The 15,185-nt window shown below is 43.3% G+C and carries 13 protein-coding genes; 11 read left to right on the top strand and 2 right to left on the bottom strand.

The genetic code is table 11. The features are described 5' to 3' along the window. Window positions 1–379: 379 nt before the first annotated feature. The 11 genes from FFR00_RS01010 (at window position 380) to FFR00_RS00960 (ending at window position 12,600) form a co-directional block, all read left to right on the top strand. Window positions 380–1,789 carry an undecaprenyl-phosphate glucose phosphotransferase gene (locus FFR00_RS01010; protein ID WP_137671506.1) on the top strand — a complete coding sequence of 470 codons (1,410 nt, stop codon included), beginning with the start codon at window positions 380–382 and terminating at the stop codon, window positions 1,787–1,789. A 25-nt stretch (window positions 1,790–1,814) separates the two neighbouring features. Beyond that, a complete protein-coding gene (locus tag FFR00_RS01005) occupies window positions 1,815–2,390 on the top strand; it encodes a polysaccharide biosynthesis/export family protein (RefSeq protein ID WP_201798665.1) in 576 nt (191 codons plus the stop codon). Between the two features lie 54 nt (window positions 2,391–2,444). Then, window positions 2,445–4,664 carry a polysaccharide biosynthesis tyrosine autokinase gene (locus FFR00_RS01000; RefSeq protein ID WP_137671505.1) on the top strand — a complete coding sequence of 740 codons (2,220 nt, stop codon included), beginning with the start codon at window positions 2,445–2,447 and terminating at the stop codon, window positions 4,662–4,664. Then, window positions 4,661–5,896: a hypothetical protein gene (locus FFR00_RS00995; RefSeq protein ID WP_137671504.1), complete on the top strand. Its 1,236-nt coding sequence runs from the start codon at window positions 4,661–4,663 to the stop codon at window positions 5,894–5,896. Before FFR00_RS01000 ends, FFR00_RS00995 begins: the two co-directional genes overlap by 4 nt. Then, on the top strand, window positions 5,883–6,944 hold the full coding sequence (locus tag FFR00_RS00990) for a hypothetical protein (protein ID WP_137671503.1): 1,062 nt from the start codon (window positions 5,883–5,885) through the stop codon (window positions 6,942–6,944). Before FFR00_RS00995 ends, FFR00_RS00990 begins: the two co-directional genes overlap by 14 nt. Further along, a complete protein-coding gene (locus tag FFR00_RS00985; RefSeq protein ID WP_137671502.1) occupies window positions 6,934–8,148 on the top strand; it encodes a polysaccharide pyruvyl transferase family protein in 1,215 nt (404 codons plus the stop codon). The genes FFR00_RS00990 and FFR00_RS00985 overlap by 11 nt, the downstream gene beginning before the upstream one ends. Further along, window positions 8,145–9,209, top strand: a complete 1,065-nt coding sequence (locus FFR00_RS00980; protein WP_137671501.1) for a glycosyltransferase family 4 protein — start codon at window positions 8,145–8,147, stop codon at window positions 9,207–9,209. Before FFR00_RS00985 ends, FFR00_RS00980 begins: the two co-directional genes overlap by 4 nt. Before the next feature lie 51 nt (window positions 9,210–9,260). Next, window positions 9,261–9,968: a hypothetical protein gene (locus FFR00_RS00975; RefSeq protein WP_137671500.1), complete on the top strand. Its 708-nt coding sequence runs from the start codon at window positions 9,261–9,263 to the stop codon at window positions 9,966–9,968. Next, a complete protein-coding gene (locus FFR00_RS00970; protein ID WP_137671499.1) occupies window positions 9,946–10,377 on the top strand; it encodes a hypothetical protein in 432 nt (143 codons plus the stop codon). Before FFR00_RS00975 ends, FFR00_RS00970 begins: the two co-directional genes overlap by 23 nt. Then, complete coding sequence (locus FFR00_RS00965) at window positions 10,367–11,089, top strand: tyrosine-protein phosphatase (RefSeq protein ID WP_137671498.1); 723 nt, start codon at window positions 10,367–10,369, stop codon at window positions 11,087–11,089. Before FFR00_RS00970 ends, FFR00_RS00965 begins: the two co-directional genes overlap by 11 nt. 86 nt (window positions 11,090–11,175) lie before the next feature. After that, window positions 11,176–12,600, top strand: a complete 1,425-nt coding sequence (locus FFR00_RS00960; protein WP_137671497.1) for an O-antigen ligase — start codon at window positions 11,176–11,178, stop codon at window positions 12,598–12,600. On the opposite strand, the gene FFR00_RS00955 is transcribed toward FFR00_RS00960, so the two are convergent. Further along, entirely contained in the window at window positions 12,587–13,669 is a 1,083-nt protein-coding gene (locus FFR00_RS00955; protein ID WP_137671496.1) for an acyltransferase, read from the bottom strand. The genes FFR00_RS00960 and FFR00_RS00955 overlap by 14 nt on opposite strands. A gap of 69 nt (window positions 13,670–13,738) precedes the next feature. Then, window positions 13,739–15,112 carry a heme anaerobic degradation radical SAM methyltransferase ChuW/HutW gene (gene hutW / locus FFR00_RS00950; RefSeq protein ID WP_137671495.1) on the bottom strand — a complete coding sequence of 458 codons (1,374 nt, stop codon included), beginning with the start codon at window positions 15,110–15,112 and terminating at the stop codon, window positions 13,739–13,741. Window positions 15,113–15,185 lie beyond the last annotated feature (73 nt).

Genomic DNA, 15,185 nt, shown 5'->3' with positions numbered 1-15,185 from the left:
TTTTTCGCCACATTGGTGACATTCATATTCTTGACATGTTATGGTCATAAAAATTAAATTTATCAATTATAAGGTGTGTGGCACATAAACTATTAGTCAAATAATGGCTAAAAAAATGTTGTTGTGCTTTATATTTTTTGTTGACAAATACAATACAGATACCTATAAATGGATTTCTTAGTTATTTTTTTTGAGATCTCGATCACCTTAAAGTCTGTGTTGTTTTTAAGTTTTGTGATTTAGGTCTGCTTCGTTTTGACCTGTATGAAGAGTTCAGCTAAAGAGCAGAAAATGCCAAGCTTGAATTTAGTAACGACCCATTTGAGACACAGATATACAAGCACAACATGGATTTTCAGCTTGATTTAGAGGTATGCAAATGGATATGCAGAACCAAAATGGTGTCGTTCGATCTAATGAATTTGAACTCGCTGTCGTTTATCGAATCTCAGATGTTTTTCTTATTATTGCCGCTCTGGCAGGTTTATCTTGGCTCAAAAATGGCAGTTACGAATTTGCCTTTCAACTGATGGGGGTTGGACTTTCAGCCATCTATCTGGTGGTTGCCGAGTCGTTTAATCTTTATCGCTCTTGGCGAGTTGCTTCACTCAAAGAGCAGGCGATGGTTAGCTTGTGGGTTTGGATTGTAAGCATAGCGTTATTGTTTGCAGTTAATTATTTCCTCAAAGTATCTGCTACTTATTCTCGTGTTGTGGTTGGATCATGGGTGTTGATTACACCTATGTTGCTGATTTTGTCACGTTTAGTGTTTCGAGAAAGCTTAGCGGTGTTACGCCGTTTTGGTTACAACACAAGGCGCGCTGCCATTATTGGTGTTTCCCCTAACGGTATTCAACTTAAAGAAACCTTTGAAAACAGCGATGAACTGGGTATTCAGTTTGTTGGTTTCTTTGATGACCGCGATAAATCTAGATTAGAAGACTCTGGCTTTATTGGCCCTATTGCTAAAGTCGACACCGTATTAGATATGGCTAAGTGTGGCGAAGTTGATCATGTCTATATCGCTCTGCCTATGCATGCAAAAGAGCGGATTACTAAGTATCTACAACAGCTCTCAGATACTACTACCACCACTTTCATTGTTCCTGATTTCTTTACTTACAACTTACTGCATTCGCGTTGGAGCTCTCTGGGCGATATTCAAACCATTAGTGTTTTTGATAGCCCGTTTAGAGGCGGCAGTATGTTAGTTAAGCGGATCCAAGACATCGTGCTTGCTTCCATTATTATCATGTTAATTAGCCCATTACTGTTAGCGGTAGCCATTGGGGTTAAGCGTTCATCTCCTGGCCCCATTTTGTTTAAGCAAGATCGCTATGGTTTAGATGGCAAAAGAATTCGAGTTTGGAAGTTTCGCTCTATGAGCACCCAAGATAACGGCGCGGTGGTTAAGCAGGCGACTAAAAACGACCCTAGAGTTACCAAATTTGGCGCGTTTATTCGCCGTACTTCTTTAGATGAATTGCCTCAGTTCTTCAACGTACTGATGGGGAGCATGTCTATTGTTGGACCTCGTCCACATGCGGTATCGCATAACGAAGAATATCGCCAAATTGTTAATCGTTACATGCTACGTCATAAAGTGAAGCCTGGTATTACCGGGTGGGCACAAATAAACGGTTATCGTGGTGAAACAGATACCTTAGAAAAAATGGAAAAACGGGTTCAATACGATTTGGAGTACATTCGTGTTTGGACATTGTGGATGGATATTAAAATTGTTTTTCTCACCATTTTTAAAGGTTTTGTAGGCAAAACAGCTTACTAGAAACAAGCTTGTACAAGGAGTTTTGATGAATAGGGAACGTTTGTTGGCGTCGGTTAAGCTGGCCACTCATAAGTGGCAAAGCTGGTTAAGCATAGTGTTAGGTTTACTGGTGCTTAGCTCTCCTGTTAGTGCCGATGACTTAGATCTGAGCTACCGCTTGGGCGCTGGTGACCGCATTCAGATTGTGGTTTACGGCGAGAGCGACTTGTCGATGGAGTTATTGGTGACTAACAGCGGCAAAATCGATTACCCCTATTTAGGCCGTATTCCGGTAAATAATCTTACTGCTCAGCAGCTTAAAGAGAGTATCGAGCGCGGTTTGCTTGGTGATTACCTTATTAATCCCAAGGTGGCCGTTAACATTATTGGTTACCGTCAGATTTTTATTAATGGTGAGGTGGAGCACCCTGGTGGTTACGCTTACCAACCAGGGCTAACGGTAGAAAAAGCGATCGCTTTAGCGGGAGGCTTTACCGAGCGAGCATCTAAAACCAACATCAATATTACACCAGGTGATGGTGATAATGATTTGGTTAAAGCCGCGTTGAAACACAAAATCACACCCGGCGATATTATCGTGGTGAAGGCGAGCTTTTTCTAAGCTCGGTCAGTTAAATATTTTAGACGGTTTTACCAACAGGGAAGTAGGTAGTTAATGACAACAGCAGTGAATGGTGCATCGACATTTCGTGGCAACAATCGAAACGATGATGAGTTTATCAATGTGATGCAATACCTTGTGATATTAAAGTCGCGCTGGTTAATGATTATTGGGTTTACTTTCATTAGCGTTTTGCTGGCGATATTAGTGGTATTTGCCATTAAACCTACCTATCAAGCAACTGCTGTACTGCTCATTGAGGCAGAGCAACGAAAAGCAGTATCTATCGATGATGTGATTGGTATTGATACGTCAAAACAAGAATACTATTTAACCCAGTTTGAGCTTCTTAAATCGCGCAGTATTGCTCAGCGAGTTATTGATGAGTTTAAACTCTATGACAATCCGGAGTTTAATGGTGAAAACGACGGAAAAGGTTTAAGCCTTGATGGTATAAAAGCCATCTTACAATCTGTGCCATTAATCCAAAGTTTTATGCCAGTGGATGAACTTCCAAATTTAGAGCAACAGCAAGAAATTGCTCGCCAAAAGGTAATGAAAACATTTCGCGATAACCTCCATATTAATCCGGTTAAAAAAACCCAACTGGTTAATATTAGTTTTGACTCTCAAGACCCTAAGTTAGCGGCCAAAATAGCCAATGCAGTGGGCGAAACTTACATTAACAGCAATCGCGAAAGTCGTATTATCGCTAACCAAGAGGCGACGAACTGGCTGGCTGATAGGATTGGCGTATTGCAAGCGGCGGTTATTCAATCACAAGGGCGCTTAAGTGAGTTTTTACAAAGAGAGCAATTAGTTGATGTTAGCGGAATCGACAGTTTAGCCAGCTCTGAGTTGGGTAATTTAAGTCGTCGATTAGCTGACGCTCAAGACCGTCGTACGGCTTCTGAGTCAATTTATTATCTATTACAAGATAACAAAAATACTGCTATTTCTGAGTTGTCGTCGGTTACGGCTATTTCTAACCACCCGCAGTTACGTGATATACGTTTAGCGCAAATAGAAGCCGAACGTTTAGTGTCTGAACTGAGTAAGCGTTACGGACCAAAGCATGACAAAATGATCCGCGCTCAAGCCCAGTTAGCCTCTGTTAAAAATCGCTCTGAAGTATTATTAAGGGTGCTAGCATCTGGCGTAGAAAAGGAACTCCGTAGCGCGCGAAGCCAAGAAAATGCGATTCGCAGCGAAATGGAAAACAAGAAAGCAGAATTTCAAGATATTGCCTTAAAACGTGCAACCTACAATGCCTTAAAGCGCGAAGTGGATAGTAACCAAAATCTTTATGATTTGTTTGTTACTCGACAAAAAGAAACCAGCGCGACCAGTGACTTTCAAGCCGCGGTTGCCCGCTTTGCTGACCGTGCCGTTACCCCATTATTTCCAGCAAAACCTAAAAAAGGCATTATTATTTTGTTGGCCTCGGTGATGGGGATGATGTTAGCCATCGTTTTAGCCTTGTTAGGCCAGTCTTTAAACAACACTATTGAAAGTGCCTCAGGTATCGAAGATAAGTTACGCTTAACCCCATTAGGCGTGATTCCTTTAGTTAAAGGTTCTCGTTTTAATAAAGACACCTTGCCTTTAGAGCAGTTCTTCGACGAAAAGCAAATCAACTTTAGTGAGGCAGTGAGAAGCATTCGAACTTCGGTCATGCTAAGCATGATGAGTCAGCAACGTAAGTTGTTGTCTATTACCTCATCGGTACCTAATGAAGGTAAAACCACCACCGCATTAAACTTGGCCGTAGCAATGGCAGGTATGGAAAAAACCCTGCTCATTGATTGTGATTTACGTAAGCCTTCGTTAGGTGAACGTTTTAATTTAAACCGTGCCCATCCTGGTTTAAGTAACTTGCTGGTGATGGAAGCTGAGCTTGATGATTGTATTGTGCATCACGAGCGCTCTGGCTTAGATTTATTACCGGCCGGTATGCAAACCGCTAATCCGCAGGAGCTGTTAGCCGGGGTGAAGTTTAAAGCTCTGATTGATGACCTCAGCCAACATTACGACAAAATCATTATCGATACCCCGCCCATTGCCGCGGTGAGTGACGCCTTAATTGTGGGGCAAATTACTAAGTCGAGCATTGTTGTGGTGAATGCTGGCCGTACTAAAGTAAGCCAAATTGAGCATACATTGTCGCAACTGATTAGCCACAACGTGGTGGTCGATGGCGTTATCCTCAATCGGGTAAATCCAAAACATGAAACCCGCTACGGCTATTACCGCGAATACGGTACTACTACATGAATGGCTTTAAGCGAATAGAGTCCTTAGTGAAACGCTTTGGCAGTATTACTTTGCTGCGCGCCTTTAGTGCAACAGGCTTAATCTTGTTTTCGTCGGTGATTACTTGGCTCTACGGCATGGACAGTTTTGGCAAGGTTTCTTTTGCTATTTCTATCGCTAACCTGATTCTGGTGATTGGACGTTATGGCTCTGAGTATTCTTTCTTCGGCCAGTATTTTGACCTCTCAACCCAAGGGGAAACGTTAAAAGCCTCTAGAGTCTTATTTGAAAAATGCCGTTTATCATTGGTATTAAGTTTAATTTTATCGGTGATTATTGTTCCCTTAAGCTTTGAGCAACCTGAGGTGATGTTGTTCTGCTTTTTATATATAGCAGGCTTTTCTATTGTTCAAATGGTGTCTTTATCACATCGAGTGATTAAAGAGTTCTACCGTTCCTACCTGTTTGAAGCGGGCGTGTTTTTTGTGTTTAGCTCGCTCATCTTCTTACTTGCGGCACTGTGGTTTAAACAAAGCAATGTGTTTGTTGTTCTTAGCGTGTGCTTAATGGCGTATTTTGTTTTGTTCGCTATTTTTGGGCTAAGCAAATTGCTACAAGGTTTTAAGCAACACGACCCGCAGCCAAAAGGGGCTTTGGGTCAGCAACTTAAACAAGACTCCAAGTTTCTTGCGTTCACTTTAAGTGAATACGTATTGTTTTGGGGCATCATTTTAATCAGTGGTTACACCTTAAGTGAATACGACACCGGGGTGATTGCATGGGGAGGGCGAATTTTTCAGTTGTTCGTTTTTATCTTAGCAATACGCAACAGTGTGCAGGTTCCAGAAATTCTTGCCTCTAAAGACATTAAGAAAAGCTATTTAAAAGTACGTAAAGACGGGGTGTTTTTAAGCTTTGCAGGATTGGCTTTATCGGCGCTTGCTGTACTGATACTTTTTCAGTTTTCAGAGTTGGCTGGGTCAACAATTTTAGTATGGGGTCTATTTGCATTGGCCGCTTGCGTGCGACTTTATTTCGGGCCGGTTTATCATATTTTCGTCAAGTTCTCCGCTGATAAGCAGGTTTACACAAACTGTTTGCTTACTCTGTTGGTGTGCCTAGTGTGTTCGGCTGTTTCACTCAAGTTTTCAGCTGGAGTGCTGGGCTTAGCGGTTTGTTATTTGGCCACTTGGTTAGTCTCGTTAACGTATGCCGATAAGCAGTCTTCGGGCGGATCATATGCTCGAATTTAGACGCACCAAGTTGGGTGTTTGCTACTTACTGTTTTGGTCGCTAATGCTGCTGTTTTTGATGACTGTCGGTAAAGACTTTTTGCCCTGGAAGTGGGGCTACGACGCGATGAAAATCGAAGGTCGCTTTGTTTTCTTTGAATTAGACGGCTCCTTTCAGGCAACTCGTGAACTGCTTTATTTTCTTGGTAGAGAGAGTGCAGTCGCCTCTACAGCGATAATCGGCTTTTTATGGATTTTGGTGATTTCAAAGTTTGTTGTCACACTGAAAGACTTTCTTATTGTTAGCTTATTTACCCTACCAAGTATGTTACTTAATGTTATTTGGCCAGCTAAAGAAACCATAGTAATGGCGCTATGTTTAGTGGTTTTCTACTCCACCTATTTTAGTCGAAAAGCTTTTCTGGTTTGCGTAATCGTGTTCTACATTGCCTATGCAGTGCAAGTGCGCTCCTACTACTTTTTAATTTTAGGCGTGTTTGCTGCGGGTTATGTGATTCAATACTTTAGTGATAAGGGATTTCCAATACGCAATAGCCTTAATCGTACCGCCTTCCAATTAGCCAGTTTTAAACCCGTTTGGTACTTTTTAGCATTTTTTGTATGTTTAGCGTTTTTGCTTCCCGATGCCTTTTATCAAATGTCTCAAGGGCAACGAGACATTTCCAATAACTACGCAAAGTTAGAAGGCAGTTTCAATGTGACCGCATTTGATAACTTGGTTGATGTTGCCCGCGGGATCCCTTTTATCATCAACTTTGGCTGGGCTTTATTGCAACTTAGCTTACCCCTGCTATTTGCCCAAGGCTTAAACCAACTGTTGTTATTGCTGTTCAGTGTCGGCGTGATAGTCATTTGTGGCCAAATGCTTAAGCGCAAACAGGGCGATTTACTGCTGACCTTATTTTGTTCTCATATGTTTGTGCTGTTGTTGTTTGAACCAGACCAAGGAAGTTATTTCAGGCATATCTTATCAGCAGCAATTTACCTGCTTCCTAGCTATTCATTATTGTTTGGAAGTTCACGACAAGGAGTCTTAGATGACCAATAAGGATACCCATTATCTGATTGCGGCTGTGCCCTACAGTGACAATTATGGTGATGCGCTCATTCATCATTCTTTAGCATGGAAGCTAGGTAATTATGACATTTCAAGTGACGCCTTAGATATTGCTGGGCGACACGACTTCGCGCGCAGCGCATCGCAAAATGCGATTAAAGATAAGATTCTAAAAAGTCGTTTTGAATGGGTAAGACAAGTATTTATTCCTTTGAATGGCATGCTGGTGGCACTAAAAAACTACCGCGTATGGATGGCAAAAATTAAAGCGGCCGATGTGGTATTGATTGGTGGCGGCAATTTGATTAGCGATGTGTATTTAAACTTTCCGTTAAAGTTGTATTTTTTATCGCTGTTTTGCTACTTCTCAAATACTGATTACGCCGTGGTCTATGTCGGCGTGGCTAAGCGGATGTCGGGTTTAGGGCGTTGGTTGTTTAAAAAGCTGTTTAGTGCCAAAAAATGTCGTTATATCTCAGTGAGAGACGCCGCTAGCAAAGCCAACATAGAGCAGCTATTGGGTGCTGAACTGGCGAGCAAAGTGGTCGTGAGCATAGATCCCGCGGTGAACTTAAACCTCACTTATAGTGATTTAGCGAGTTCTGAACTCTCTTCAACACCCTATGCGGCCATTAATATTGTGAATCCTACGGTGTTAATGGTGAACTCTGATCACGATGTTAATTTTAGCGAACAGAGCTATTTGCAGTGGTTGAAGACGACTGTAGATAAGGTTAAAGCGGCGGGATTAGTACCGGTGTTATATACCAACGGCGCGCAGGAAGACGAGCAATACATGAGCCACATTGCTACACAGCTTGCTGATGCCAAAGTGGTGAATACCGAGAAGGTAGAAGATTTAGTCTCTGTGGTTAGCCAAGCGCAATGTGTATTTGCCACCCGTTTACATTCTGCCATTAGCGCATTCTCGTTTTCGGTGCCTTTTACGGTGATGAGCTGGGACAGTAAAGTGAGCTCGTTTGTTGCTGCCGCTAAGCTGCCCACTAGCATGTTGTTTGATTTTTCCACAGAGGGGATGAAGCAACATGCCGAGCAAATACAGCTAGCGGATATGAGTGAACTTAAGGAACAGGTTGTTCAAGCTCGCCATCAAGTAGTAAGTGCGTGGGATGTTGAATTTCGAGATATGTTGCAACGCCTAGACAAATACCAAGCAGAGAGCCAGTTATCATGAAAATACTACATGTTACCGAGACTCTGGTTGGCGGAGTGGAAACCTACCTCAATACTATTATTCCCTACCAAGTTGAGCGTTATGGTTCGGAGAATATTCAGGTTATTGCGCCTAAACAGCACATCGCCGAAGATGCGCCGTTAAAGGCTTACTATCAAAGCTTTGAACGACCAAGCCGCAGCCTAGGTTCGTGTGCTAATTTGGCTAAATTGTTCAAACAAGCGGTTATCGATTTTAACCCCGATGTGATTCATATTCACAGTACGTTTGCCGGTGTGGTGTGCCGTATACCGGGCTTAATCTCAAAGCGCAATCATCGCAAGGTAGTGTATTGCCCCCATGGTTGGTGCTTCGACGGCTATACCGGCGTTAAAGCCAAAGTTTTTTCTTTGATTGAAAAAGTACTGGCTTACCGAGTCAGCTCTGTCATCAATATTTCTCATCATGACTATCAAAGCGCACTGCAACAAAGCATTCCTGAGCACAAAATGGTGGTGTTTGAAAACGCCCTTAATGACTTAGAACTTGCCAAGAAAAGTACCACCAAGCAAGGCATGTTAAAGCTATTGTTTGTGGGGCGACTAGATAAACAAAAAGGCGTCGACCTGCTGATTGACGCAATCGCTGATGTAGATAGTGAGGTTGAATTGCATATTGCGGGTGCGAGTGTGGTGTCTAATCAGCAGCTTAACCTGTCTGATGGCCGAGTGGTTCAGCATGGTTGGTGTAGCCAAGAACAGCTTCGCGATTTATACGCCTCGGTGGATGCCTTAGTGGTGCCGTCGCGCTGGGAAGGGTTTGGTTTAGTTGTGATTGAAGCGTTTCGCCAAGGCTTGCCAGTAGTGGTGAGTGATGCAGGAGCTTTACCAAGTTTAGTCACCGAAGGCAGCACGGGTTACGTATTTGAAAACAGTAACAGCGATGCATTAGCCAAAGTGATTTGCAAGCTTAACCGTGAAACGCTTGAGGCGATGTCTCAACAGTGTCGAGAGGTATTTGTTAGTCGTTTTGAAGCGAAGCGCTTAAACGCCCAACTGAGTGATTTGTACGCAGCTGAGTAAAGCCGCGATGCATGTAATAGCCGAAAGCGGTAAACCAAAGAGAAGGTAGTAATGGCGCAAGTTAGAGACAAGTTGTGTTTGTTAGGAGTGCTGCTGGTGTCACTGTGGGTAGCGGTTGTGTCGGTGCAATATGGTTTAGCCAATGCCAATAGTTATGCCGTTGATGCTTGGCATAAACGCTGGCAACAAAACCTAAGTTCACAACTTACTGCGAATAATCTAGACGTTGCAGAACAAGTTACCCACGACATGTTAGCGTGGCAAAATACTCATCCTCACTACCAAGTACTGGCGGCTAAACAAGTAGAATGGAACAATTTTTTCAAGCTGGTTTTAGCCTCTGAAACAGCCAATAAATCCATACTTAAAAAGCACAACTTACTAAAAGCCCAAAAGTACTATTTGCGCTCGGTTGAACTCAGACCAACTTGGCCTAATACCTATGTTGATTTAGCAAAAAATGCCTTGTATCGAAAAGCCGGTAGTCAAGAAGCAATGCATTATTTAAGCATGGCCCGCAAAGTGGGAGAGAACGCGCCTGTTACCTTGTTTGCCTACCTAGAAATTGGTTTAAGCCTGTGGCCTGAATTAACGGTCGCCCAGCGTACTCAGGTGGCGGAGGCGCTACTAAAAGTTGAGCAACATGATTTTATGCATCGTGGCCTTAGCCAAGCAATGTTAAAACCGCAGTTTAAGCAACGCGCTTGTGCCTTATATTTATTAGCTGGAGTAGATTATGCCGCTTGCGCAAAGGCTTAATCAGCGACTTTGGCAAATTGCTTGCGGCTGCGTTTGTATAGCGCTGCTGGTGGCCACAGGCTTAAAAAGCTCCGGTAACTACAGCGTGTTTTTTGCACGCTTAGAAATCTACTTAGGTGGCGATACGGTGGTTCATTTTGTGGCGGCATTAACCTGCAGTACGTTGTCAATGATGGCGGTGAGTGAGCGTATTTACGCGGTTAAATTTGCGGGTATTCGGGCAATTGTGTTGCTGTTGTGCTTAGCATTTACTGTCGATGAAGGCTTGCAGGCATTCTCGGTGTATCGCCAGTTTTCTTGGGGTGATCTTGGCTTTAATTACGCAGGCTTATTGTCTGCCAGCGTATTGGTTATGTTCTTAAAACGACCTTCTACGTGGGACTCAGCAGGAGGTGAAAATGTTCATTGATTTACATAGCCATATTCTTCCAGGCATTGATGATGGTGCGCAAAACCTTCAGCAAGCCATTGAAATGGTAAGCATGGCGCAAGCCAATGGTACTAAGGTAATGGTGGCCACACCACACATGCATCCGGGCACTTACAACAATACCCCTGCAACCATAGAAGCCGCCTTTAATACCTTACAGATAGCGCTATCGCAACGAGACATTGATGTCGAGTTGCGCAGCGCGGCCGAGGTTCATTTGTGCCCAGAGGTGATGCAATGGGCAATGCAAGAAAAGCTGCCTTTTATTGGAGAGTATCAGCAAAAGCCTTTGTTGTTGTTGGAGCTTCCTCACGGCAGTGTGCCACAAGGTACCAGCACGCTTATTCGTTGGTTACAAAAGAACAGTATTCAAGTGATGATCGCTCACCCTGAACGTAACCATGGGATCTGGAAAAACCCGTATCAGCTGTCTCAGTTGATTAAGCTCGGCTGTTTGTTCCAAGTTACTGCAGATTCGTTTTTGGGTAAGTTTCGCCAACAAGCGCAATCTATTGCTGAGAGTTTATTAAAAGCAGGCTCTATTCATATTTTGGCCAGCGACGCTCACGATATAGAAAAGCGCACCACAAACTTAAATCCAGCGTTCGAACGTATAAAGCACTTAAGCAATGAAGAGCATGCAAAGCGTTTGTTGTGGGACAACCCGGCTCAAATATTGGGTATTAGCTAAGTATCTCTTGGCAGTTTACTAGAGCACTAGCTAACCCGAGTGGCGTATTACATTTATGATCAAGCAAAATACAGGAAGTAGTTGAAATGCGAGTAGCGTCGGCGAAATTAGAAGCGATAATTTTTGCTAGTTTCATATTTTTGTTGGTATGGCTGCCAATACCGTTAGGCAGTAATCGACCATGGGCTTGGTCAATAATGGAATTATTGATTGCCATGCAAAGCTTGGGTTTAGTGTATTGCTTTCGTCATAACATTCCTTGGCATTACCTACGACCCGGTGTGTTCTTGCTGGTGGCGTTAGCGCTGTTCCAGCTGTTTACTGTATTACAGTTGGTGTCGCTGCCCGCTGGCTTATTAGAGTGGTTAGCACCTAATAATGCAGAGCTACGTCACCGAGTATTGTTAGATGCGTCGGCTAACGCTGCTGCACAGCCCTTATCCCTCGACCCAGAGCAAACCAAAATCAGTTTGCTAAAGGGAGTAAGCTATTTGCTGTTGGCATTAAATACGCTATTGCTGGTTAATCGACCAAAGCGGATCCGCACTGTACTGGTTGCTATTGTGGTGAGTGGTACTTTTCAGGCCTTTTACGGTGCGATGTTGCTGTTAAGCAATACTGAACAAAGCCCTGTATTTGGCATGGACATCGGTCCCGTTGCAACGGGCTCTTATGTGTATAAAAATCACTTTGCTAATTATCTATTGCTTAGCTTAATGATGGGGCTAGCGTTGATTGTGGCTGATTTAAAAGTGAATACTGCCAACTCTTGGCGAGTGCAGTTATCTGGCCTGCTAGACGCCGCCTTAAGTCCCAAAATGTTAGTGCGTATGTGCATGATCATTATGGTTATTGGCTTAGTGATGTCTCGCTCGCGCATGGGCAACAGCGCGTTTTTTGCCACAACGCTTATTGGTGGTGTACTGGCTTTGCTGCTTTACCGACAGCGACCCAAAACACTTACGGTATTAATTGTCAGTATGTTGTTGATTGACGTATTAATCGTGAGTTCTATGTTTGGTTTAAGCAAGGTACGAGAGCGTTTGAGTTCTACCGTACTGGTAGACGAGGGGCGAATATACATATTTGATTGGGCGCTAAATATGTTTAAAGATTTCCCGGTATTTGGCAGCGGAGCGGGGAGTTTTTACTCAGTGTTTCAGGCCTACTTACCTCAGCCAATTAGCGCGTTTTTCGATCATACCCATAATGATTACCTACAATTTGCTATTGAATCAGGGCTGCCTATCACTCTGCTGTTAGGTGCTGCAGTGTTATGGGTTGCTTATCGCTGTTTAACTACCTTGAATAAACGCAACGATCCCTTAATGAAAGGCACCGCGCTAGGATGTTTTATGGCGATAACGGCGATGCTTATTCACATCAGTGTTGATTTTAATTTGCAGGCACCAGCCAATGCCGCAACCTTTGTTGTGATACTTAGCTTAGCGTTAATTGCCAGCCATATGCCAAAACAAGGTTACGACACCAAAAAACTTAGTTCAACGTAGCCTTAGTAGAGGGAGAAGGCTTGTTGGTATTGTGGCGAATGGCATTGCGAATTTTTTCTACTGGCTCGTCTATGCACTTAATCACCAACAGTGAAATGGCAATTAGGCCTAAGCAAACTAGGACTAGCGCCCCTAAGTTAAAGGCATCTTTAAACTTAGAGACTTCTCCCAGCAACAATACACTGGCTAGCATGCTTACTTGGTAGTGAAGTAAATAAATGGGGTAGGAGAAGTCACCGACAAACTTATCAAAACCTTTGCTTATTTTGTTACTAATGCTGTTACCCATGGCTAAGCTCAATACCAACAGCGCACTCACCAACATGTTTAGGTAAAACATCAACTCTACAAGTGCTGGATTAATGCCCTGAGGGATTAACCAAGCCACAATGGCTGAAATGCTCACCATGCTAATCAGGATAAGGGCTGGGCGTGTTAATAGGCATTGTAAGCCCTGCGGTATCTTTTCAAGTTTAACGATGAAATAAATAAGCGCGCCAATGGAGAAGGGCAAAGAACCTGCTGGAATAGAGAAGTAACGAGCATGCCAATACAAGTTGGCTGCGTAACTAAAACCGATAAACAGCAGCGACAAGCTTAACCATATTATGGTGCGTTTAAATGTTTTAGAAATACCTAAACAGATAGCAACATAAAAGAACAATTCAACGGTAAGCGCCCACGCAGCGGGTGATAACCTTGGTGTAATGGAGTGGGGGATCCAATGAGCGAATACCATGGTGATATTGCCAAAAACACTCAACATATTGTTCGGCAATGCAATGGTAGAAAAGCCACCTCTAGGCATTTGAGTTGCAAATACTAGCAACAACACAAAACTGATTAAACAAGCAAACCAATAGGGTGGGTAGAGCCTTAAAAAGCGATTAAGTGCGAAACGTTTTCTGCCGCTGGCATTGTAACCATAGCTATTATGCATAACGTAGGTCATTAAATAACCGCTTAGAGTGTAAAAGCCAAATACAGCAAAGCGACCGAAGTCGCTAAGCCAAAATAAATGACCAAATACCACCATTAATGCCCACAGTGTCCTTACCGTGCCAAACATTTATTGCCTATTGTTTATTCTAAAAAGTGAATAAGCATCATGGCAGTAGTTTATAGTTTCATCAATGTTTTACTCAGCAAGCGCTAACTCTTTTAAAGGATACTGCTGTAAGTAGCTGGTCATAGCATTGGCTAAATTTACCGACCAAAACTGTCCCGCTAAGCTTAGCTTCACACTGTTATTCTCTTTATTTACTAGCCCATTCTTTTGCCATGCTTCAAACAAGGGTAAGCAATGTGTAAAGAGTTCATGGCCATTAGGTAATACCTTAGCGCTTATTATGCCTTTGTCGCAGGCACTGGTTATCGCTGCTTTTAACTCAGCGTTTTCTGCAGGTAAGCTCAACTGTTCAAAGGCCCAGTTGTGTTGTTGGATACCTGCTTTCCAAGCCTCAATATCGCGGGTTTGCATTAGGGCGTATCCGTTTATATTGCCGCCAGCACCGGCGCCAATAGGCAGGATTTCTGCGCCTTGTTTGACTAAAGAGTTGTAACGGCTTTGCTCGCGAGAATGACTGGCCCAGTGGCAGTAACTCAGTTGCTTAAAATCTCGTTGGTTAAAAAACTGGTGGCCTTGTTGGTACATTAACGCTTTATCGCTAGAGCTTAAGGGCACCGCTTCGCGCCCTGCATCAATATTGCGTTGTAGGCCACTGCCTCCAAAGGTGAGTAATTGGTATAAATCCACACCATGTACGCCGCTATCAATTACATCTTGTAAGTCTTGCTGCCAGTTTTGTGGAGTTTGATGTGGCAATCCATAAATCAAATCTATAGCAATTGTCGCGCTATTTGAGGCGGTGAGTTGCTGCAAGCGTTCTAGAATGTATTCTCGGTCATCTAATCTTTTGGCTGCTCTGCGTACTTTTGAGTTAAAGCTCTGCACACCAAAGGAGAAGCGGGTGAAGCCGCCTGCTAACGCCGCTTGAAACTTGTCTTCGCTAAACTTATTGAGCCTGCCCTCTAAGGTGATTTCGCAATTAGCGCTGAGCGGAAAGTAAGTGAAAATTAGCTGGCCTAGTCTATTTAGCTGCTCGGGGTTTAAATCGGTTGGGGTGCCTCCGCCTACGTACACCGCATCAAATGGTTTAGCTTGGCTCCATGGGTAGCGTGATTTAGCAATTAGCTCTTGCTCTAGCAGAGTAAAGTAATCATCCATCATTTGCTGGTTGCTGGCGTACTGGAAAAAACTACAGAAGGTGCAGCGAACGCGGCAAAATGGAATATGAATATAGATAGCGCGCGGGCGAGGGCTTGCATCTTTATTGGCTAATTGTTTAGTGAGCTGCTCACGAGCTTGCTCACCACTTAAGGCTTCGCGTTTGCCATGGTTGGCATGAGCACCTGTTTTTTTAGTGAAGGCAAATTGTAACGGGGAGGGGCTAGCTTGCCCCGTTAACGCTTCCGACAGGTGCGCAGAATTTACAGGAATGGCAGTAGACATGGTGTGCTCAAAAAGTTATTTAATCTAAATGTAAATCATTATCATTTCTGTTTGTTTGATCTAAACCAAGTAT

The sequence above is a fragment of the Agarivorans sp. Toyoura001 genome (assembly GCF_005405585.1).
Lineage (GTDB): Bacteria > Pseudomonadota > Gammaproteobacteria > Enterobacterales > Celerinatantimonadaceae > Agarivorans.
Note: the sequence above shows the minus strand (reverse complement) of the source record. Positions and strands in the feature narration are given on the sequence as shown.